This is a genomic window from Deltaproteobacteria bacterium (genome assembly GCA_030690165.1).
Classification (GTDB): Bacteria; Desulfobacterota; GWC2-55-46; order UBA9637; family UBA9637; genus JACRNJ01.
This window is the reverse complement of sequence record JAUYHF010000019.1, coordinates 20,187-41,614: the sequence shown is the minus strand read 5'-3', so window position 1 is coordinate 41,614 and position 21,428 is coordinate 20,187. Positions and strand designations below refer to the sequence as shown.

Annotated in this window: 17 protein-coding genes and 1 pseudogene; 8 read left to right on the top strand and 10 right to left on the bottom strand. The window is 43.4% G+C overall.

Going from position 1 to position 21,428, the window contains the following annotated elements:
- Positions 1-133 precede the first annotated feature (133 nt).
- From Q8P28_04595 to Q8P28_04580, 4 genes and pseudogenes are all read left to right on the top strand, one after another.
- Positions 134-973: pseudogene (locus Q8P28_04595) on the top strand (hypothetical protein).
- A 211-nt stretch (positions 974-1,184) separates the two neighbouring features.
- Complete coding sequence (gene gatC, locus Q8P28_04590; GenBank protein MDP2682075.1) at positions 1,185-1,472, top strand: Asp-tRNA(Asn)/Glu-tRNA(Gln) amidotransferase subunit GatC; 288 nt, start codon at positions 1,185-1,187, stop codon at positions 1,470-1,472.
- Between the two features lie 12 nt (positions 1,473-1,484).
- Positions 1,485-2,966: an Asp-tRNA(Asn)/Glu-tRNA(Gln) amidotransferase subunit GatA gene (gene gatA, locus Q8P28_04585; GenBank protein ID MDP2682074.1), complete on the top strand. Its 1,482-nt coding sequence runs from the start codon at positions 1,485-1,487 to the stop codon at positions 2,964-2,966.
- Between the two features lie 175 nt (positions 2,967-3,141).
- Positions 3,142-3,393: a type II toxin-antitoxin system MqsA family antitoxin gene (locus tag Q8P28_04580; GenBank protein ID MDP2682073.1), complete on the top strand. Its 252-nt coding sequence runs from the start codon at positions 3,142-3,144 to the stop codon at positions 3,391-3,393.
- 165 nt (positions 3,394-3,558) lie between these two features.
- Here Q8P28_04580 and uvrB read toward each other — a convergent pair whose 3' ends face one another.
- Genes uvrB through Q8P28_04560 form a run of 4 tightly spaced genes read right to left on the bottom strand, consistent with a single transcriptional unit; the run spans position 3,559 to position 7,024 of the window.
- Complete coding sequence (uvrB, locus tag Q8P28_04575) at positions 3,559-5,553, bottom strand: excinuclease ABC subunit UvrB (GenBank protein MDP2682072.1); 1,995 nt, start codon at positions 5,551-5,553, stop codon at positions 3,559-3,561.
- 3 nt (positions 5,554-5,556) lie between these two features.
- The gene (gene tatC / locus Q8P28_04570; GenBank protein ID MDP2682071.1) at positions 5,557-6,279 is read right to left on the bottom strand and encodes a twin-arginine translocase subunit TatC; all 723 of its coding nucleotides are present in this window, start codon (positions 6,277-6,279) and stop codon (positions 5,557-5,559) included.
- A 2-nt stretch (positions 6,280-6,281) separates the two neighbouring features.
- On the bottom strand, positions 6,282-6,548 hold the full coding sequence (gene tatB / locus Q8P28_04565; protein ID MDP2682070.1) for a Sec-independent protein translocase protein TatB: 267 nt from the start codon (positions 6,546-6,548) through the stop codon (positions 6,282-6,284).
- Entirely contained in the window at positions 6,548-7,024 is a 477-nt protein-coding gene (locus tag Q8P28_04560; GenBank protein MDP2682069.1) for a universal stress protein, read from the bottom strand. The genes tatB and Q8P28_04560 overlap by 1 nt, the downstream gene beginning before the upstream one ends.
- Before the next feature lie 131 nt (positions 7,025-7,155).
- Here Q8P28_04560 and Q8P28_04555 point away from each other — a divergent pair, with 131 nt between their 5' ends.
- Entirely contained in the window at positions 7,156-8,760 is a 1,605-nt protein-coding gene (locus tag Q8P28_04555; GenBank protein MDP2682068.1) for a formate--tetrahydrofolate ligase, read from the top strand.
- On the opposite strand, the gene pdxA is transcribed toward Q8P28_04555, so the two are convergent.
- From pdxA to mfd, 4 genes are all read right to left on the bottom strand, one after another.
- A complete protein-coding gene (gene pdxA / locus Q8P28_04550) occupies positions 8,743-9,696 on the bottom strand; it encodes a 4-hydroxythreonine-4-phosphate dehydrogenase PdxA (protein ID MDP2682067.1) in 954 nt (317 codons plus the stop codon). The two genes, Q8P28_04555 and pdxA, sit on opposite strands and share 18 nt — an antisense overlap.
- 100 nt (positions 9,697-9,796) lie before the next feature.
- Positions 9,797-10,780: a peptidylprolyl isomerase gene (locus tag Q8P28_04545; GenBank protein MDP2682066.1), complete on the bottom strand. Its 984-nt coding sequence runs from the start codon at positions 10,778-10,780 to the stop codon at positions 9,797-9,799.
- The gene (locus Q8P28_04540) at positions 10,777-11,814 is read right to left on the bottom strand and encodes a peptidylprolyl isomerase (GenBank protein MDP2682065.1); all 1,038 of its coding nucleotides are present in this window, start codon (positions 11,812-11,814) and stop codon (positions 10,777-10,779) included. Before Q8P28_04540 ends, Q8P28_04545 begins: the two co-directional genes overlap by 4 nt.
- An 18-nt stretch (positions 11,815-11,832) precedes the next feature.
- The gene (gene mfd, locus Q8P28_04535; GenBank protein MDP2682064.1) at positions 11,833-15,402 is read right to left on the bottom strand and encodes a transcription-repair coupling factor; all 3,570 of its coding nucleotides are present in this window, start codon (positions 15,400-15,402) and stop codon (positions 11,833-11,835) included.
- A 257-nt stretch (positions 15,403-15,659) separates the two neighbouring features.
- On the opposite strand from mfd, the gene Q8P28_04530 reads away from it, so the two are divergent.
- Positions 15,660-15,950 (top strand): nucleotidyltransferase domain-containing protein, encoded by a 291-nt coding sequence (locus tag Q8P28_04530; GenBank protein MDP2682063.1) that lies wholly within the window; start codon positions 15,660-15,662, stop codon positions 15,948-15,950.
- A complete protein-coding gene (locus Q8P28_04525) occupies positions 15,943-16,317 on the top strand; it encodes a DUF86 domain-containing protein (GenBank protein MDP2682062.1) in 375 nt (124 codons plus the stop codon). Before Q8P28_04530 ends, Q8P28_04525 begins: the two co-directional genes overlap by 8 nt.
- Before the next feature lie 170 nt (positions 16,318-16,487).
- Here the strand turns inward: Q8P28_04525 and Q8P28_04520 are convergent, their stop codons facing one another.
- Positions 16,488-16,847, bottom strand: a complete 360-nt coding sequence (locus tag Q8P28_04520; protein MDP2682061.1) for a helix-turn-helix transcriptional regulator — start codon at positions 16,845-16,847, stop codon at positions 16,488-16,490.
- Between the two features lie 402 nt (positions 16,848-17,249).
- Between Q8P28_04520 and Q8P28_04515 the strand changes: the two genes are divergently transcribed.
- Positions 17,250-19,580, top strand: a complete 2,331-nt coding sequence (locus Q8P28_04515) for a hypothetical protein (GenBank protein MDP2682060.1) — start codon at positions 17,250-17,252, stop codon at positions 19,578-19,580.
- A 240-nt stretch (positions 19,581-19,820) separates the two neighbouring features.
- On the opposite strand, the gene Q8P28_04510 is transcribed toward Q8P28_04515, so the two are convergent.
- Positions 19,821-21,419 (bottom strand): DEAD/DEAH box helicase, encoded by a 1,599-nt coding sequence (locus tag Q8P28_04510; GenBank protein MDP2682059.1) that lies wholly within the window; start codon positions 21,417-21,419, stop codon positions 19,821-19,823.
- Positions 21,420-21,428 lie beyond the last annotated feature (9 nt).

Here is a 21,428-nt window from a genome sequence, read left to right as displayed (position 1 = left end):
AAGTCTTACTGCTTCTTCCTTAAACTGCTTATCGTATTTCCTGTTCACTTTCCTTTCTTGCATTTCACACCTCCTTAGGTTATATGATTCTACTATAACCTAACCCTTTGGTGTGTCCACTATTTCGGGGGAGGTGCAAACACTTGACACTGAGCAGTTAGTTTCTGAACTCTACAAACTAAAAAACTTTGACTGGGGAGGCGATTATCAGAACTCTTTAGACAAGTATTTAGTGAGCCGTTATGTGAAGGTTCACAAATCTTACGACACTCTCATTTCAAAATTTGAAACAGAAATAAATATTGCAGTTCAGGGATACGTTTTGAACAGTTGGTATAATCACTGGAGCAGCATCTTGATTGAACATATTTTTAAATCTAATTCATTAGTTTTACCGACAGTCGGACAAATCAAAAGCGTTGACTTCTTCATCAATAACATTCCCTTTGATTTGAAAGTAACTTACCTCCCTGCTGAATATATCAAGTTCAAGCGTAAAGAAAAAGGTATGCCTGTTGAATTAACCTTTCTGAAAAACAAAGCAGCAGAAGCGAAAATCGGAGTTGACAAAAAAGCTAAAGACGCAGACGTTTATTATGAAATCGTTGAAAAGATGAAAGACAAAAATGACGATTTCTGTAATTCAGTTTTGGCTACTTTGAAAAACGAGAAACTTCAAATTCTCAAAGAGGTTCAGGACAGTCCAACAACTCTTGCAAAGTGGCTTTACGAAAATCAAGGCGAGATGCGTTTCGGTTCTGAAAATCGTTTGTTCCTTGTGCTTGTTGACACAGATGACTTTAATAGTTCTTGGAAACTGAAAAGAAACCTTGACCTTTTGAAACCAACGATTATGAAATATCTGGACAACTTCAAGAGCAAGAAATTAGAGAATTTGAAAGTTACATTTAATTACAAAGGAAAACCGCAAACTTTTACTGCATTGACTGATGTAATCTTTGTGGTGAAATAGCCAACACTTTTGGAGCAGGTTGAGGGTCTTGTTTTTTGCTATTTTTGTCTTTATTCCTGCCTGTCGCCGCCTCCCACAGCCATTATATTGCCAGCCCGGTCATTTTCTATACGGCTTTTCCTCTTTACCTTTTACGAACAACATTAAATGTAAAATGGCTTGAATATAACCATGTCTTATGATAACTCTACTTAAACAAATTGGAGGTATTATGGCAATTACCAAAAAGGATGTTGAGCATGTGGCGACGCTGGCGCGGCTTGCCCTTTCTGAAGATGAAACCAAACTGTATACTGAACAGATGGGGAAGATATTTGCCTATGTGGAAAAACTTAGCACATTGGATACAAAAAATGTGGAGCCAACAACTTGCGCAGTGTCTCCAGCGGGTATATTCAGAACAGATGTGATAAAGCCGTCTTTATCACAGGGAGATGTATTAAGCAACGCCCCTGAAAAGGCAAAGGGATGTTTTAAGGTGCCGAGGATCATAGAATAAAAGGAGATAATCTTGGAACTGTACAACTTAACTATCCACGAACTGCATGAAAAATTAAAGAAGAAGGAGACAACCTCTTTAGAGCTGACAGAGGCATTTCTAAAAAGGATTGACGCGGTTGACGGAAAGATAAAGGCGTACATCACAGTCACAAAAGAAGACGCCATGAAACAGGCAATGGAGGCTGATAAAAGAATTCGGTGCACCCACCCAAAGGGTGGGTCGGGCAAAGACATAACTCCTCTTACAGGTGTGCCGATTTCAGTTAAAGATATCTTCTGCACAAAAGGAATATTAACCACCTGCGCATCAAAGATACTAAATAATTTTGTCCCGCCTTATGATGCCACTGTCATAAAGAAATTGAAGGAAGCAGGCGCAGTAATCCTTGGTAAAAACAACATGGATGAATTTGCCATGGGCTCATCCACTGAAAATTCTGCCTTCTTTGTCACAAAAAATCCGTGGGATACTGAAAGGGTACCGGGCGGCTCAAGCGGCGGCTCTGCGGCAAGCGTTTCTGCAGGCGAATGTGCAGGGTCCATCGGCACAGACACAGGCGGCTCTATCCGCCAGCCTGCGTCCTGCTGCGGCATTGTAGGTTTGAAGCCGACTTATGGCAGGATTTCAAGATACGGCATGATTGCATTTGCGTCATCCCTTGATCAGGCAGGCCCATTGACAAAAGATATAAAAGATTGCGCAATAATGCTCAATGCAATGGCAGGCTATGATCCGCAGGATTCAACATCAATTGATGCGCCTGTGCCTGATTATACAAAGGTATTAACAAAGGATGTGAAAGGTTTAAAAATAGGCATCCCAAAGGAGTATTTTATTAAAGGTCTGGACAACGATGTGGAAAAGGCTGTGAAGGAGGCTATAGAGGTCTTAAAAAAACAAGGCGCCTCAGTTGTAGATGTCAACCTGCCTCACACAGACTATGCCATTGCAGTTTACTACCTTGTCGCAACAGCAGAGGCGAGTTCTAACCTTGCAAGATATGACGGCGTTAAATACGGCTCCAGGGCAAAGGACAGCAAAAACCTAATGGATATGTATTGCAAAACAAGGGATGAGGGCTTTGGGTCAGAGGTAAAAAGAAGGATTATGCTCGGCGCTTATTCCCTCTCGGCAGGCTACTATGACGCATATTACAAAAAGGCGTCACAGGTGAGGACGCTTATAAAAAGAGACTTTGAAGAGGCATTTAAAAAATGCGACGTTATTCTAACACCCACTACGCCGACCCCTGCGTTTAAGATTGGCGAAAAGACCGCAGACCCGCTCACCATGTATCTTTCTGATATTTTCACCATCTCATGCAACCTTGCCGGAATACCCGGGCTTTCTCTTCCATGCGGATTTACAAAGGACAATCTGCCGATAGGACTTCAGATACTGGGGAAGCCCCTTGATGAAGAGACTGTCTTAAAAACAGCCTATGCCTACGAACAGGCAACAGATTGGCATAAGAAAAGGCCGAAGATTTAATGGCAGTTAATTAAATGGATATTAGAAAAATCAGGGAAAAAGTAAAGCACGGAGAATATGAAATCAGTTACCACGCTGAAAAGGAAAGGTATATGGATTAGAATAATAACAGTCTATTTGCCAAAACAACCAAAATGGGTAGACGAAAGAACAAGGGTATAAGGAGGTGATATTTATGCACAAATATGGCGATTGTTCACATTGCGGCGGGGAAGTAAAAGAAGAAAGGGTTGAATTAGACTATCGGTATAAGGAAAAGTTGTATATTTTCCAAAATGTCCCGGCAGGTGTTTGCCAACAGTGCGGAGAAAAATATTTGACTGCCGAAGTAGCTAAAAAGATTGAGCATAGTATTCGGACAAGGGAGCAGTGGGATAAAACCATTACCGTTCCTGTGGAAGTATTTTCAGAAGGTGTGATGGTGTAAAAACTTTCTTGATTTATCGGTATAACAAACCCGTAAATTATATAGGTGCAGTATAATATTGATAAAGACATGTCATTGGAGTGAACGAGTGCACAGGACGCTTTTTCAGTTGAGCAGGCAACAGATTGGCATAAGAAAAGGCCGAAGCTGAATTAACCCTCCCATCTATCCAATCCTTACCTCCAGCGCCTCAAGTTCCTTTATCCTGTCCCTGAGTTCTGCTGCCTTTTCAAAATCCATTTCTTTTGCAGCCTCCTGCATCTCTTTGCGCAAGGCCTTTATCAAATTAGGCAGCTCGTGGGGCGGGATATATTCAGCTTCCTTTTCTGCCGCAACAGGCACAGTATAGTAATCCGCCTCATACACAGAACTAAGGACATCTTTGATTGCGCTCTTTATGGTCTCAGGGGTAATGCCGTTTTTCTTATTATATTCAGCCTGGAGCTTCCGTCTGCGGATTGTCTCGTCAATGGCTATTTGCATTGAGCCTGTTATTCTATCCGCATACATAATGACACAGCCGTTCACATTCCTTGCAGCCCTGCCGCAGGTCTGGATGAGAGACCTCTCAGAGCGCAGAAAGCCTTCCTTGTCAGCATCCAGGATGGCAACCAGCGAAACCTCCGGCAGGTCAAGCCCTTCACGCAAAAGATTTATTCCTATGAGGCAGTCAAATTCGCCGAGTCTTAATGCCCTTAAAATCTCAACCCTTTCAAGGGTCTCAATATCTGAATGCAGGTATTTAACCCTAACACCAAGGTCAGCATAATATCTTGTCAAATCCTCTGACATCCTCTTTGTCAGGGTTGTTACAAGCACACGTTCTTTTTTCTCAACCCTCTTTCTTATCTCTTCAAGCAGGTCGTCCACCTGCGCCTTTGCAGGCCTAACCTCTATGTCAGGATCCATGAGGCCTGTGGGCCTTATAATCTGCTCCACAACAGCGCCCTTTGCCTTCTCCATCTCATATTTAGCAGGCGTTGCAGAGACATATATCGCCTGATTTACCCTCTTTTCAAATTCGTCAAATTTAAGGGGCCTGTTGTCAAGCGCAGACGGCATGCGGAATCCGTACCCTACCAATGTCTCCTTGCGAGACCTGTCGCCGTGATACATGCCGCCAATCTGAGGTATTGATATATGGCTCTCGTCAATTATCAAAAGAAACTCCTCAGGAAAATAGTCTATCAATGTATACGGCGGCTCGCCCGGAAGTCTTCCTGAGAGATGCCTTGAATAATTCTCTATGCCTGAGCAGTATCCCATCTCCTCAAGCATCTCAAGGTCAAACATAGTCCTCTGCTCAAGCCTCTGCGCCTCAAGTAGCTTGTTCTCAGCCTTCAGCAGTGTTAGTCTCTCCCGCAACTCCTCCCTTATGCTGTCCATCGCCCTTTTCAGATTATCTCTTGTTGTCACATAATGGCTTGCAGGATGAATAAGTGTCTTGTTTGCCTTTCTTAGAATCCTTCCCCGCATTGGGTCTATCTCTGATATGGCCTCTATGGTATCCCCGAAGAACTCAAGCCGCACAGCGGTCTCAGCCTCGTATGCAGGGAATATCTCAACCACATCTCCCCTTACCCTGAATGTGCCCCTGTAAAAGTCATAGTCATTCCTCTGATACTGCATCTCCACAAGCCTCTTTAAAACCTCGTCCCTCTGGGTATCCATGCCTTTTTCTGCGTATAGATGCATACTGCCGTAATCTTTAGGAGAGCCTATGCCGTAGATGCACGATACGGATGCAACGATTATCACATCATTTCTGGTAAGCAGCGCATGGGTTGCAGAATGGCGGAGTTTGTCTATCTCGTCGTTTATAGACGAGTCCTTTTCTATATAAGTATCTGTCGTGGGGATGTATGCCTCAGGCTGGTAGTAATCATAATAAGATACAAAATACCCAACCGCATTTTCAGGAAAAAGTTCTTTAAATTCTGCAAAGAGCTGCGCAGCAAGTGTCTTGTTAGGCGCAAGCACAAGCGTGGGCTTATTTATCTCTGCTATGACATTGGCTATGGTAAATGTCTTGCCTGAGCCTGTAACACCGAGAAGCGCCTGATGCCTGATGCCATTTTTGAGGCCGTCAACAAGCTGTTTAATCGCCTTCGGCTGGTCGCCCTTTGGGATGAATTGGGTTGTGAGTGTAAATTGCTCCATGTGTCATTGCGAGCCCCTTTTTCTTTCGAATATCCTTGCCAATATTATCCCTGCCTCATAGAACACAAGCATAGGCGCGGCCATTAGTATCTGGCTGAACGCATCAGGCGTGGGCGTTAAAAAAGCGGCTATAATAAATATGGCAATTACCGCATATTTTCTGTAGGCGGAGAGCATTTTTGCGTTTACAATGCCCAGCAGAGACAAGAACAGTATAAAGAGCGGCATCTCAAATACAAGCCCGAATGCCAGGAGAAACTTTGTCGTGAACGAGAAATATCCATCCATTGACAGCATGGGCTTTATCGTATCTGATGAAAAGCTTAAAAAATAACTATAACCGAACGGCAGCACCAGAAAATAGCCGAACAGCACGCCGCCTATAAATAAGGCCGTTGAGGAAAAGACGATTGGCAAAACCCACTTCCTCTCATTTTCATGAAGCCCAGGCGCGATAAACAACCAGATTTCGTATATTAAAACAGGGCTTGCCAGAAATATGCCTGTGAGTAAAGATACCTTGAGGTATGTAAAGAACGGTTCTATCAGCCTCGTGAAGGCAAAAGATGTGTTCGGAGGGAGCGGTTTGGCAAGTATCATAAAGAGCTCTTTAGAATAGTTGTATGAGACAGCAAAACCTATTGCCACAGCTACAACGCTTACAATAAGCCTCTTTCTAAGTTCCACCAGATGGGATGTAAACGGCATCTTGTATTCTTGCTGCATCTTTATGTATCCTTCTTTTTTTCTTCTGCGGGGGGTGTTTGCGGTCGTTGATTTATCGGGGCTTTTACTTCTTTAGACAATTCGGTAAGTGAACCGGTCGTTTTCTCAATGTCATCTTTTACGCTATTTTTTATATCTTCAGTCGCCCTTTTGAATTCAGCAAATGCCTTGCCAACGGCCTTTGCAATCTCAGGGAGTTTTTTAGGCCCTATGACAATCAGGGCTATGACAAGAATAACAATAAGCTCTGGAAGCCCTATGCCGAACATTATTCCCTCCCCTTTAAAAGCATATCCTTCGGGGGACGGATTGTTAAGACAGGACAGTCAGCCTGTTTCATAACCCTCTCGGTTGTGCTGCCGAAGAAAAAGTGGTCTGTGCCTGACTTGCCGTGGGTTCCCATTATTATCATATCTATGCCTTTGTTTTTGGCAAATTTGATTATCTCTTTATACGGGATGCCGCTTTTTACAGCAGATTTATATGCCTTTACGCTGCGGGATATTTTACCGCCGACCTTTTTCAACTGCGCTTCTGCTGAGCTTTCCATTTCCTGTATGAGTTTTTCTACGGATATATGCGGTATATAAAAACCTGATATATCATAGCTTGTGTCAACAACATGAATGAGAAAGATCTCTGCCTTGAACCGTTTTGCCATGGATACAGCATAAGACAACGCATAGTCAGATGCAACTGAAAAATCTGTTGGGAATAATATTTTTTTAATCTCTTGTTTTTGCATGACAGCCCCCTATAAGCCATTTTTATTTATCTTACAGAATAAACAGTTGTGTTTCAATATAATAATCTTATGCAACTTATGCAACGAGTAAGATGTTGACACATGTTTACACCTGTGCTACCAAAGATAAAATGAAGACAGATATAGAAATTGCCATTTCTGTAAAGTTAAAGCATATTGAGGATATTGCCGGCAGACTGCGTATCCCGTCAAGGCATATCATATCCTATGGTCGTTATATTGCCAAAATAAATTCGGCCCTGCTTAAAGACCCGGCCCGGGAAAAAGACGGCAAACTGATTCTTGTTACTTCAATGAGCCCTACCCCTGCCGGCGAGGGAAAGACAACCATAACTATCGGCCTTGCGCAGTCTTTAAGATTATTGAGCAAAAAGGTCATCGCCTGCATAAGACAGCCGAGCCTCGGCCCTTTTTTCGGCGCCAAGGGCGGCGCAACGGGAAGCGGGCAGTCGCAGGTCTTGCCTGTTGAAGACATTACCATGCATTTCACAGGCGACGACCATGCAGTGGTTTCAGCGCACAATCTAATCTCCTCTATCATAGATAATCATCTCTATCACGGAAATAAGCTAAAAATAAATCCAGATCGGATATTATGGAAACGGGTTTCGGATATAAACGACAGGGCGCTGAGAAAGGTAAAAGTTGGGTTTGAAGGCAAAATTGAGAGAATTGATGAATTCCATATCTCTGCCGCATCCGAGATAATGTCAATCCTCTGCCTGAGCCAAAATCTCATGGATTTAAAGCAGCGGGTTGAAAATATCCTTGTGGCCTTTGATAGCAACAGCCGCCCTCTATTTGTGAAAGATCTGAAAATCCAGGGCGCAGTAACAGCGCTTTTAAGAAATGCCATCCATCCCAATATTGTCCAATCTGTAGAAGGAGCACCTGTATTTGTTCACGGCGGACCTTTTGGAAATGTTTCTCTCGGTTGCAGCAGCCTTATCGCAACAAAGACAGCATTAAGATTTGCAGACTATGTAATAACAGAGGCAGGGTTTGGAACAGAACTTGGGGCAGAGAAATTCTTTGATATAAAATGCCGGGTCGGCAGCCTGCATCCATCTCTTGCTGTTATTGTGGCAACGTTAAATGCCCTGCGGCTGCATGGTTTTAAAAATCTGGAGAGGCATATTGAGAATATCCGGAAATTCGGTATCCCATTGCTTGTGGCAATCAACCGCTATGAAAAAGATACAGATGAGGAATTGAATGAGATAATCAACCTACTTGAAAATAAAGACATACCTGCCTTTGTGACAGATGTAAGAAATAAAGGCGGCAAGGGCGGAATTGATATTGCAGAAAAAATAATAGAGCTATGCAGGCATAAAAATAAATTCCATTATCTTTATCCGCTGGATATGTCTGTAAAAGAAAAAATTATCACCATTGCAAAAGAGATGTATGGCGCGGACAAGGCAGTATTCTCAAAAGAGGCAGAAGGAGATATAAAGGTTTTGGAAGATATTGGCTATAAAAACCTTCCGGTCTGCATTGCAAAGACGCCGCATTCGTTATCTGACAATCCCTCGCTCACCGGGAGGCCGAACGGCTTCGATATTACTGTTCAAAGGGTCATGCCTGCGGTCGGCGCAGGCTTTCTTGCAGCGCTCTGCGGTAAAATCCTCCTCATGCCCGGCTTCCCCGAACACCCCATAGCAGAAAGGATTTATCTGGATGACGAAGGGAATTTAAAATTTATTCCTTGACATCTCCACCGCCATCTTTATAGCAGCCATCATACTTGCCGGGTTTGCTATACCTTTCCATGCAATATCATAGGCTGTCCCGTGGTCAACGGATGTGCGGATAATGGGCAGGCCAAGGGTAATATTGACGCCATCTTCAAAATGTAAAAGTTTCAGCGGAATAAGCCCTTGGTCATGATACATACAGACAATGCCGTCAAATTCTTTATTCCTTACAGCCCTGTAAAAAAGCGTATCCGGCGGCAAGGGGCCTGAAGCATTTACACCCATCTGCCTTGCCTTCTTCACGGCAGGGATTATAATCCATTTTTCTTCGTCTCCAAAAAGACCTCCTTCACCCGCATGGGGATTAAGGGCAGCTACTGCAATCCTCGGCCTTTGAAAGCCAAAATATTTTTTAAATGAATCGTCTGTTATCTTTATGGTCTTGAAAACATTTTCTTTTGTCAAAAGCTGCGGAACATTCTTTATGGATTCGTGGATGGTTACAAGAATAACCTTAAGGCTTTTACCTGCAAGCATCATGCAGAAGTCTTTTGTTTTTGTAAGATGCGCAAGGAATTCTGTGTGGCCGTGAAAATCATATCCTGCCTTATTTATAGCCTCTTTGCTTATAGGACCCGTAACAATTGCATCTGCAGCGCCGCTCATTGCCATGCGCACAGCCTCTTCTATATATTTCATCATGGCTTTTGCACAGGCATTATCAGGTCTTCCGGGTTTTAGTTTCTTAGAATTGAGATTCGAGAGGTTTATTATTTTGCAATTTGCATTTTGCAATTTGCATTTTGCGCTTATAAATCTGAGGACCGCCTCATCGCCCAGAATCACAGGATTGCAAAGCCGCCTAACCTTTTTATCCGCAAGGGCCTTTAAGACAACCTCGGGTCCAACCCCGGTCGGGTCGCCCATGGTAATTGCTATGGTTGGCTTCATACGGGGAAAAGGTTAAGGCTAAGGTTAAGGTTAAGGTTAAGGCAGCAATGCAATTTAGAACTAACATATTCTCAACCTAAATCTTAACCTCAACCTGTTTCTATAGTCTCACCTCTATATATGCCTTTTTCATAATCTCTTCCAGCCAGAGTTTGTATCTTTCATCTATAATCTTTTGGAAGATAATATTTTTAATCTCGTCAAGAACCGCTGCAATAGGTTTTGGCTCTGCCTTTCGCCTGTCTATAAGTTGTATTATGTGAAACCCTGCGGGGGTCTTTATTACATCGCTTATTTCGCCGATATTTAATCCGCCTGCGGCTTTTTCCACTGCCGCATCCATTTCGCCCGGACTGATATAGCCAAGGTCTCCGCCATCTTTGACGTTCGGCCCATCCGAATAGGCCAAAGCCAGTTTTGCAAAATCTGCGCCTTTTTGGGCCATGGCAAGGATATCTTTTGCCTTTTTCTCCGCGTCTTTTCCTTTGTCTTGCCCGCTTAAGAGAAATGATATTATCCTGATTCTGTACACCGCCGGGCCCGAAAATTTATCCTGATTTTGTTTGTAATACGATACTACATCCTCATCAGAGACCTTTACATTTGTCCGGAATTCTTTATTTATAAATTTTACCTGCCTGATCTGGTCTTTAAGCTGCCCGCGGTATTCCTTAAATGTAAGGCCATTTTTTGCGAGCGCGCTTAATAGATCTTCCTGACCTATGTTGTTTTGCCTCTTCACATCTTCAATTGTATTGTCTATCTCTTTTTCACTAACAGTAATGCCTGCTTTATTTGCCGCCTGTTCAACCAGTTTTTTCTCAATAAGCTGGTCTAACACCTTGCTTTTTGTTTCAATAATCTTTTTTCTTTTCTCTTTGTCATCTCCCTTTATATCTCCAAGTCCGGCAGTGGCAATATTCAGTTCAGATAAGGTAATAGCGCTGTCATTCACCACAGCCACTATCCTGTCTGCAATCTCGGCATGGACTGGAGTAAGCAGTAAGCAGTATGCAGTAAACAGTAAGCAGGCTTGAGATTTAAAATTTGCAATCTGCAATCTGCAATCTGCAATTGTTTTCACAATAGTTCCTCCTTCACCTCTATCCTTGTCTTTTGCTTTAATTCCCTCATCCATGTTTGAAATTCCATGTCGCTCTTTTCTCTCTTTAACTTATTCATTATCTGGTCTTTTACCTCTGAAAATTTTAGATCCATTGCGCCCCTTTTTTCTTCAACCCTGAAAATATGATAGCCGTATACAGTTTTTATCACATCGCTTATTTTGCCGGGCGGCAAAGAGAAAACCACATCCTCAAATTCTTTTGGCATATCTCCTTTGCCAAAAAAACCGAGGTCTCCACCCCTCTTACCTTCAGGGCTTAATGAAACCTCCTGCGCAATCCTTGCAAATCCTTCCCCTCTTTTCAACCTTTCCCTCACACTGTTTGCCTCTTCTTCTGTCTTTACCACAATCATCCTGGCCCTTGCCTGTTCTTTCCTATTATAATCTGTTATATGTTCTTTATAGTATCTTTGGGCCTCGCCCTCTTTAACGATAATCATGGGAGTAATAATTTTATCTATAACCTTTTTAATCAATAACTTCTTTCTAATCTCTTCCTTCCATTTATTTATGCTTCCATATTTATTCATGATGGTTGATTCAAATGTGTCTCCATCGTATTCTTTTTTTATTTCTTCCATCTCTTTAAAAACATCATTATCCTTAACATCTATTGCCAGCCTCTTTGCCTCTTCCAGAATCAATTCCTCTTCAACAAGCTGATTAACAAGGTCTATTTTGAGATTTTTTAGCTCCTCATTTTTAACCTCGGCAGCCTCTTCTCCTTCAAGAAATAATCTTTTGAATGTATCCTGAAATTCTCCATGGCTAATCTCCCTGTCACCTATCCTTATCGCCACATCAGTTGGAGAAACGGCCTTTGCCTTTTCCTCTTCCTGTCTCTTACAACCCGCAATAAACAGCAGGCAGCAAAGAGCGAGCAGCAAACAGGCAGTCGCAAGTTTCTGATTGCAAAACTGATGCAGGCTGAAATATGCAGCTGCCTCTTTTCTTTTATTTTTTACCTTTTCCACCTGTTCCCTCATTTTCATAATAATTTTAAAATACTATCACCCTGTTATCATCTGTTGCAATATATATCTTGCCTCCTCCCAGATTTCCTTCCCTTTTTCTATAAGAACAATGAATTTTGAGTCCGGCGTAAGTTTGAACCTTTTTGGATTCTTTTTTACAAGTTGAAGCAGCTTTTGCGGCGACACAGCAGTATCATTGGAGAATGTTATATAAAGGTAGTCCCCTTTTTGAGAAAGCTCGGTTATCTTAAGTTTTTTTAACAGCAATTTCAAACCCGCAATTCTGAATAAGTTATTCAGCAGCTCAGGTATATCCCCAAACCTATCTATAAGTTCCTCTTTTAGCGCAGATATCCCGTCCTCAGATGCCGCTGTGGCAATCCTTTTATAGATAAAGAGCCTCTGCCTCTCATCAGGGATATAATTTTCAGGGATATATGCAGACACCCTGAGATTTATCTCAGGCTCAATCTCTTTTTCTATATTTTCGCCTTTTAGCTCTTTTATGGCATCTTCCAGAAGCTGCGTATACATCTCAAAACCAACCTCTGCAATCTGGCCTGATTGTTTGGCTCCGAGGAGTTCCCCGGCGCCCCTTATCTCCAGATCATGTGCGGCAAGCCTGAAACCGGCGCCGAGGTCAGAGAGTTCCTGAAGCACCTTCAGTCTTTTCTTTGCATCCCCTGCCAATATCAATTCAGGCGGCGTCAGAAGATAGGCATATGCCTTATGGCTGCTTCTGCCAACCCTTCCGCGCAATTGATAAATTTCCGCAAGGCCGAACCTGTCAGCCCTGTTTATGAGAATTGTATTCGCAGACGGTATATCAAGTCCTGATTCTATAATGGATGTGGAAAGCAGAATGTCGTATCCTTTATTTATAAAGTCTGCCATTACCTTCTCAAGCCCCTTTTCCTTCATCTGGCCGTGGGCAACCGCAACCCTCGCCTCAGGGACAAGCCTTTTGAGATAATCAGCCATTGCCGCTATACTCTCTACCCTGTTGTGGACAAAAAATACCTGGCCGCCTCTGGCAAGTTCCCTTCTTACAGCATTCCTTATCAGTTCATCATCAAATCTTGCAACCAAGGTTTTTATGGCAAGCCTGTCTTCAGGCGGCGTATTTATTATGCTCAAATCCCTTATGCCTGCAAGAGACATATGGAGGGTTCTTGGGATTGGTGTTGCGGTCAATGTCAGGACATCCACCTGCCTTTTCATCTGCTTTAGTCTCTCCTTGTGGCTCACGCCAAATCTGTGCTCCTCGTCAACAATAATGAGCCCCAAATCCTTCACTACAACATCCTTTTGCAAAAGCCTGTGAGTGCCGATGATTATATCCACCTCGCCATTGGCAAGCTTTTTTAAAATATATTTCTGCTCCTTAGGGCTTCTAAAGCGGCTCAATACCTCTATAGTCACAGGGTATGCGGCAAATCTGTTTTTGAAGGTAAGATAGTGTTGTTGCGCAAGTAATGTGGTAGGCACAAGCACTGCCACCTGCCTGTTATCCAGAACAGCCTTGAATGCAGCCCTCATAGCAACCTCGGTCTTTCCATATCCGACATCGCCGCAGATAAGCCTGTCCATTGGCCTGGGCTCTTCCATATCCTTTAGCACATCCTCAATGGCGCTTAGCTGGTCCGGGGTTTCGTCATATTCAAAAGACGCCTCAAACTCTGAAAAAAGCCTGTCCCCTCCTGAAAAAGAAAACCCTTCAACAACCTTTCTTGCCGCATATAGCTCCAGCAATCCCTTTGCCATCTCCTCTGCAATCTTCTTTACCCTGCCTTTGGTCTTCTCCCACCTTGTAGAGCCAAGCTTATCTATTTCCGGTTTTTTGCCTTCTACACCGCGGTATTTGCCCACAAGATGCAGTCTCTGGACAGGCAGGTATAATTTATCTCCCCCCTGATACTCCAGAAGGAGAAAATCATTTTCTATATCCTCTATCTTAAGCCTCTTAAGCCCCTGATAAATACCGATTCCGTGAATGGTATGAACAATAAAGTCTCCGATATTTAAATCCTGCAATTGGGTAAGGAAGGCGTCTATTTTATGGGAAGGCGGCGGCCGTCTTTTTACCTTTTGTCCGAAGATTTCCTCTTCTGTTATGACGGCTAATTTTATGGATGGGAAACGAAAGCCGGAACTTAAATCGCCGATGATTATTGGGATGTGGGATGTGGGATCTGGGATCTGGGATTTTAAATCTGCAATCTGCAATCTGCAATCCACAATCAGATTATACCCCTCCAGTAACTCCTTCAACCTCTCCGCTTGCCCTGTCGTATGGCAGACAATAAATACGCTCCACCCAAGGTCATGCCAGTCTTTCATCTTATCGACTAATGGCTTAAGAACCCCCACCCCTTCCCCTCCCCCCGTGCGGGGGAGGGTAGGGAGGGGGGTTGCAATGTCCTGTCTTATGTCAAGATTGGACTGTGTAGAAAATTCACACGAATTTGTAACCCCCTTGTCTATCAAATGGGGGCTGGGGGGAATTGACGCCTCCATTACAACCGTGCCCATTTTTTCAAATCCAGACTTAAACTCCATTACATCCATATAAAACTCTTCCGGCTTTACAAAAAACTGCCTTTTCTCTTCAATCTTTATTCTCCCATCCGACACCTCATTTTCAAACCCTCTCCCGGCCTCCTCTATCTCATTTAGGTTGTTGAGAAAGAGCAGGCAATCTTTAGGAAGATAATCAAACAGCGTGTCAAGTCTTCCGTAAAAAAGAGGCGAAAGAAAATCAATACCGGCAAAGACCAGCCCATCCCGTATTCTGTCAGAAATAGACTCTCTTACATCCTTTGGAAGCTCCAGTTCATCAGCCCTTTTTCTGAGCTTATCCAGCGCCATCTCATTTACATTTTTTGAAAAGATAATCTCTTTTGCAGGCAGGATTACAGCCTCTTTCAAATCTTCTTTTGACCTCTGGGTTGCGCTTTCAAATGTCCTGATACTCTCAATTTCATCTCCAAAAAATTCAATCCTGACAGGAGCGGAATATGACGGAGGGAAAATATCTAAAATCCCGCCGGCAACCCTCATCTCTCCTTTTTCTTCAACTAAGCCTGTCCTTGAGTAACCAATTTGTAAAAGCCTTTGCAATATCTCGTCCCTGTTCACTTCCATTCCAACTTCAAACCTTTGAACAGAAGATATTAAGACGCCCTTTGGTATAACCCTTTGCATAATGGCTGAAGGCGTTGTGACAATTATATTGTGATGTCCGTGGGCAAGTTTGTGGAGAATATCTATTCTTGCGGCGATTATATCCGGATGCGGAGATTGGCTCTCAAATGGCAAAATCTCCCATGAAGGATAGAAAAAGGCTGTCTTTTTTCCGAGGAAGAAGTTTATATCTTTTGTAAAATTCTCCGCCTCTTCCTGAGTTGGTGTAATGATGAGAACAGTTCTGGGTTCGGAGTTAGTAGTAGGGGCGTAAGGCATTACGCCCTTACCCACCAGAGAGGCAATAAAAAAGGCCTTTGACGAACCCAAAAGGCCGGAAAGCACAAACCTCTGCCCTGACTTAAGAGTTGATATAGCCTCTAAAGTTTTGTAAAAGGTGTTATCTTGTAAAGAAACAGACACAACTACTTTACTTCACGCTGAAAAACGCACAATAAACTTCATACACGAGGATTATGCTCCTTCAAGAAATCGTCAAGGCTTTTGAACTTAAGAGTAGCCTTCATATTCACTGCCTCCTTTTTCTATAAAAAGGATACATCTATCATAGATACTATGTCAATTATTTTTACTTCACCTCGCCACAGCCCGCAAAAACTACTTGACATCAATAAACGGATAGCTGAAAATCTTGAATATATTCACTGTCAGGAGACGGAATGAACAGAGACGAGATAATAAGGTTTATTTTTGAGCATAAGGCTGAATTTGAGCAAAACTTCGGGGTAACAAAAATCGGTCTGTTCGGCAGTTACGCCAGAGGAGAAACCCGCGAAGGAAGTGATATAGATATTGTTGTTGAAGTGAAAAAACCCGACCTTTTTAATTTGATAGGCATTAAACAGGCTATTGAGGAGGCATTTAGAAGCAATGTTGACATTGTAAGGCTCAGAGACAAGATGAACAAGTTTCTGAAACAGCGGATTGAGAGAGATGTCATCTATGTATGATAAGGAGCTTATCGTTGAGATATTTCGCAACATAGCATGGTCTATAGAACAGATCACAAAAAGATTTAAAGTCATTGGGTCAAGCAATGATTTCATAAAAGATGATGAAGGTTTTGAGAAGCTGGACAGCATCTGTATGCAACTCATTAACATCGGAGAAGCCCTTAAACAGGTAGACAAATTGACGGACTCAAGATTTCTTACCAATTATCCTGAAATGGACTGGAAGAAGGCAAAAGGTATGAGAGATATTATAACCCACCACTATTTTGACATCGATGCAGAAACCGTGTTTGTCGTATGTTCTGAACATATCCCTGAGATGAAAAAGGTTGTAGATAAGATTTTGAATGACTTGCAGAAATGATTTAGATAAGAACCCATTACCTCGCCACAGCCCGCAGGATTTTTACAACCAGCCTAATTTTTCTTCATCGGTTTCTTTTAAAAGCCTGTTTATAGCCTCACGCATCATCATGCCAGATTATTTAATGCATTTGTATTACTAATGAGCAGATAATGTGCAAATCTTTCTTTTTAGTAGTCGCTATTCCTAATTTTTACTTCCTTCAACCACTTGTCAACATCTTCTATCAATAGTTTTACTAACCGTAGCGCTGAAACATTTTTATCAGCCAGAATCCTGTTAATATCACCAATTATAGTTTTGCCTTCAATGCCCGTTTCTTCCACAGTAAAAAGTTCTCTTATATCTATTTTCAATGCATCGGCAATCCTCTTTATATTTTTTAAAGATAGATTTCGTTCACCCCTTTCAATACCACCAATATATGTAAAGTGAAGGTCAGCCTTTTCAGCCAACTCCTCCTGAGATAATCCATGTTCCTTTCGTATATCTCTAACCCTTCTGCCGAATTCTTTCAGTATATCCTTCATAGGTTTAAAGCCTCTATTTTAATTATAAGTGTTAAAACGCCAAAATACTAAAGACTATAAGTATTATTACTCTTGACAATAAATACTATAAGTAGTAAAAGGAGAGCAATTTGAGATTGCTGGAAAAGTATCATTATGAGCTGGGCAAAATAATCTCGCTTTTTAAAACTAACAGGTTAAAGGTTGTTTCGGACATAAAATTATATCTATTGAAACAAATGGTTTTTAAAAAATGTGGGAAGCGTCACGCATCATCTCCCTACTCCTCTTTATCTTGACAAATATAATTTTGTTAGGATTAGAGCCATATCAGGCGGACTGATGGGCAAGATGCGGCAGGTTTATCTGATTTAGCTTTTGACTGTTGACTCTTAACTTTACGTAAAAGGGGGTATTGTGAACATGAAAAGATTTTTACTCCTTTCCGCTGTATCTTTGGTATTTGCCATAACAGCCTATATTTATCCCTGGTCCGGTTTAAAAATAATCCCGGACGCCTTTGCCACAGGCGGCGCATTTATCTACAGCAAACACGGCGGCGGCACAACAGATGGTCTTACACCCTGTGCAGGAGGCGTGAACAGGGGATTGGGGGCAGACTACGGCAATAGCGACCCTTGCAATACCCTTCCTGGCGCAGGCTCTTACAATACCGCCAACCCCGGCGGCAACCCCGCCGAGGCAGGCACATACGGCTCCGGCGAATGTCTCCACTGCCATGAACCTATGGCAAGCTTTGGCGGAGGCGAGCCGCACCCAAATGCCTCTTCTGATATATCAGGTATAGGAGGTCCAAGTCCCTATCTTCTCTTTAAGGGAGATTATAACTCCGCAACGCCTAGGGCAAACTCCGAACTTTGCTGGTACTGCCATGAAAACATGGAAAAGATAAACAACTCAACCAGCCCGCTTCATATGGGCAGGTGGAGTTTCTATCAGGGCAAAGACGTGTTTAAGTTATCCACCCATTTTGATCCGACGTTAGGCGACGGCACCGGCTCATTTTACTGGCCTGGGACAACCGAAACCAGTGCAACCACGCCTAAACTAATATGGCCGAGAAGCACCAGACTGAACCTCCCAACCGGGAACAGGGGAAGCTGCCTTAACTGCCATACCCCGCACGGAATAAAGGGAACAGTTGCAGCTCCATACGATACTAATACTACCTATACTATCACTCCGGACGGCACCGGTGGTGTCCCTGCCGTTAATCAAATTGCCTGCACTTCCCTGAATCCGAATATACCGGCCGGGTGCAACCCTTCCGTCATGGTTGATTACATGATACCGAGACAGCTTATTGCATGGGAGGAAAACCTCTGTGAGGCGTGTCATAGCACAAACGGCCCCTCATCAAAGAAGATCAAGGAAGAGATAAATAAAAGGCATATAGCTCCCGGCAGCGGTCATCCTATTGATGATCCTGCCCTATCAGGCCGTCATACGGTAAGAGAGTCTATCCCTGTTACCTTATCACCACAACCACCAGCAGAAGCGGGTCGTCCTATTACCGAAAAACATGTGGAATGTTACGATTGCCACAATCCCCATGCAGTAAAAAAGGGCGATAATACCCCCGGTACCTGGGACGCTGGGGGCAGGTTAAAGGGGATGAGATATATTACTATCAACGGCATAATATGCGACCCTGTAAGTTCTACTAATGATCCTGCGTGCACGAGTGCCGAGAAGACCACTGGTGCGCTAGCGCAACCGTATCAGCCGTTCATCTATGAGCTCTGTTTCAAGTGTCATGGGGATAGCGTTATTACAGCCGTAGGCAACGGCACCAACCAGATAGTAACGGGCAATTGCGGCGGCGCAACTCCGAGTTGCGTTTGTAATAGCACCTGCGCCTGCGCTCAGGGCCGAATGCCTTGCAGCAATAAGAAATTAGAATTCCAGACGACTAACAATTCCTTTCATCCTGTGGCAGGGCCGGGAAGAAACCGATCATGGAGGCTTTGTAAGCAACTCGAGGCTGCATTTGGTCTAAATTGTGGCGCCTCCCCGCCTGGCGATGCGGTTGCCCAACTCGGCGGCCTGACTATTAACTGCACTGACTGCCACAATAACAACGCATTTGAAACAATAGTAGGCCCAATAACACAATCCGCCCTCAGAACTACTGATAGAGCGGCGCCGGCGCTTGGTACAACAGTAAAAGGTCCCCATGGTTCAACCTATCCGAGCATTCGTCGGGCATTTTTTTTCAATGATGTTAATGGACCAACAAGCTTCTCTGCCTCAAATTTTAATCTGTGTTTCCGCTGTCATAATCAGTCATTACTTTTGAACACCGGCACGGCCTATACTAACTTTTGGGACAACATTGATGGAAAAGATAATTTGCACGAGCTTCATCTTGTAAACAGAATAGACAAAACACGGGCCACCTGCAAGAATTGCCATTTTAATATTCATAGCAATGTACAGGCGCCGAATGCTGAATATCTTATTGATGGTGTCCTATACGATTTTGACCCGGGCACCGCTGCTCCCACACCGCCTGTCGGCTTCCCTTTACGACTTTTAAATTTTTCTCCCGACCTTCGTCCTGTATCCGGTAATGCAAAACCGAGGTGGAGGTATGTAACTGCTACCAGAACGAGAACCTGTTTTCTTAGCTGTCATATAGTTAGCGTTGGTTCCTGCAATAAGGAAATGGGCGTAGATGTAGAGCGAGATGGTTACCGTCCTCCTGACCCTGCCAGCGCAGACGTGCCATAAACATGTTTTTCATCCTTGAGAAAAAAAGAGAGCGGTATGGGTAAGGGGACACTTGTTCATGCTCACTAAATTAGTTGTACTATCTCACCAATTCCGTAGCTTTTTGGAGTTGAGAATTGCTCAGGAACGCTTACCCCATTTCTTTTTCTCACACCCATTCAACCTTAACTTCACCTTCAGCTTCTTAAATTCCTTATCTCCTGTAAGCAAAGGAGAGAAAAATGTGGTCAGATTTGTAAATTACCTCGGTCTTGCCGGCGCCGCATTAACCTTCCTCCCCCCTATCATACTCTTTTGCAAAGCATCTATTACCTTTTCAGCCGAATCCTTCGGCACCTCAAGAAAGGTGAACTTTTCCATAATTTTGATATTGCCGACGGTATTACCGCTAAGTCCTGTCTTTTCTGCAATGAGTTTGACTAAATCCCCAGGCCTTATCTTCTGCTCTTTGCCAACAGTTATAAAAAGCCTTGCCATGCCAGGAGGGGCGCCTGTTTCATCAAAGGATACAGCCCCACCCCCTCTTACTGTCTCCGTTGCTGTACCAAACCCTTCAAGCTGGAATTTTAAAAGCGCTGCTGCAACCTCTATTGGCTGAAGACCGTCTGAAAGTATTTCAACCATTTTAAGATATTTGTCAAAGCGCTTATCATCAATGAATTCCTGAATCTTTTCTTTCAGGCGAAGAGCCCTTGCCTCCTGAATCTCCTGAACAGACGGCAGCTTTCCTCTTGTTATTTTTGTCTTTGCGACTTGCTGTATAAGCCTGAGCTGCCTGTCTTCCCTTGGGGTGACAAATGTTATGGCGATGCCTTCCCTTCCTGCCCTGCCTGTCCTTCCTATTCTGTGCACATAGGATTCAGGGTTCTGCGGGATGCTGTAATTAATAACATGCGTAATCTTACTTATATCAAGGCCTCTTGCAGCCACATCGGTTGCAACCAGCACATCTATCCTGCCTTCACGGAACTTTTTCATCACAGCCTCTCTCTGGGACTGGCTAAAGTCGCCGTGTATTGCCTCTGCCTCATACCCTCTGAGCTTTAAATCTGCCGCAACATCATCAACCTCCCTTTTTGTATGGCAGAACACAAGAAAGAGGTCTGAATCCTCTGCATCTATGAGCCTGCACAGGGCGTCAGTCTTTTCAGACTGCCTCACCTCATAAAATATCTGGTTTATCTTAGGCGCAGTAATTATGTTCGTTGCAATAGTCACCCTCTCAGGACTCTGCATATAGCGGTTTGCTATTTTAAGTATCGGATCCGGCATTGTAGCTGAAAAAAGGAGGGTCTGCCTCTCCTTTGGGGTTGTTTTAAGTATTGTGGTAATATCATCAACAAATCCCATATCCAGCATCTCATCCGCCTCATCAAGCACAACTATCTTTACATAATTAAGCCGCAACGTCTTTCTCTCTATGTGGTCAATAACCCTGCCGGGCGTGCCAACTACAACCTGAACCCCTTTTTTTAACGCCCTTATCTGTCTTTCTATGGACTGGCCTCCATAAATGGGAACAGCCTGAATCTTCTTAAACCTGCCAATCTTGTTCATCTCTTCAGCGACCTGAATGGCAAGCTCCCTTGTTGGAGTAAGGATTATTGCCTGCACCATAAAGTTGTGCGGCTCTAACTTTTCTGCAATTGGTATGCCGTAGGCAGCAGTCTTTCCTGTCCCTGTCTGGGCCTGGCCAATAACATCTTTGCCTTTTAAAACTATGGGTATTGTCCTACGCTGTATTGGCGTCGGCTCCTCAAACCCCATGCTTACTACAGCCTGAAGCAGTTCCTTGCTTAAGCCTAATTCACTAAATTTAACATCTTCCTTCTTTTCCATTTTAACCTC

What these genes read in the sequence shown, in the direction of transcription:
- gatC (MDP2682075.1), top strand. Translation starts at nt 1,185, where the DNA reads ATGGCAATTACCAAAAAGGATGTTGAGCATGTGGCGACGCTGGCGCGG.
- Q8P28_04580 (MDP2682073.1), top strand. Translation starts at nt 3,142, where the DNA reads ATGCACAAATATGGCGATTGTTCACATTGCGGCGGGGAAGTAAAAGAA.
- uvrB (MDP2682072.1), bottom strand. Translation starts at nt 5,553, where the DNA reads ATGGAGCAATTTACACTCACAACCCAATTCATCCCAAAGGGCGACCAG.
- tatC (MDP2682071.1), bottom strand. Translation starts at nt 6,279, where the DNA reads ATGCAGCAAGAATACAAGATGCCGTTTACATCCCATCTGGTGGAACTT.
- tatB (MDP2682070.1), bottom strand. Translation starts at nt 6,548, where the DNA reads ATGTTCGGCATAGGGCTTCCAGAGCTTATTGTTATTCTTGTCATAGCC.
- Q8P28_04560 (MDP2682069.1), bottom strand. Translation starts at nt 7,024, where the DNA reads ATGCAAAAACAAGAGATTAAAAAAATATTATTCCCAACAGATTTTTCA.
- Q8P28_04555 (MDP2682068.1), top strand. Translation starts at nt 7,156, where the DNA reads ATGAAGACAGATATAGAAATTGCCATTTCTGTAAAGTTAAAGCATATT.
- pdxA (MDP2682067.1), bottom strand. Translation starts at nt 9,696, where the DNA reads ATGAAGCCAACCATAGCAATTACCATGGGCGACCCGACCGGGGTTGGA.
- Q8P28_04540 (MDP2682065.1), bottom strand. Translation starts at nt 11,814, where the DNA reads ATGAAAATGAGGGAACAGGTGGAAAAGGTAAAAAATAAAAGAAAAGAG.
- Q8P28_04530 (MDP2682063.1), top strand. Translation starts at nt 15,660, where the DNA reads ATGAACAGAGACGAGATAATAAGGTTTATTTTTGAGCATAAGGCTGAA.
- Q8P28_04525 (MDP2682062.1), top strand. Translation starts at nt 15,943, where the DNA reads ATGTATGATAAGGAGCTTATCGTTGAGATATTTCGCAACATAGCATGG.
- Q8P28_04520 (MDP2682061.1), bottom strand. Translation starts at nt 16,847, where the DNA reads ATGAAGGATATACTGAAAGAATTCGGCAGAAGGGTTAGAGATATACGA.
- Q8P28_04515 (MDP2682060.1), top strand. Translation starts at nt 17,250, where the DNA reads ATGAAAAGATTTTTACTCCTTTCCGCTGTATCTTTGGTATTTGCCATA.
- Q8P28_04510 (MDP2682059.1), bottom strand. Translation starts at nt 21,419, where the DNA reads ATGGAAAAGAAGGAAGATGTTAAATTTAGTGAATTAGGCTTAAGCAAG.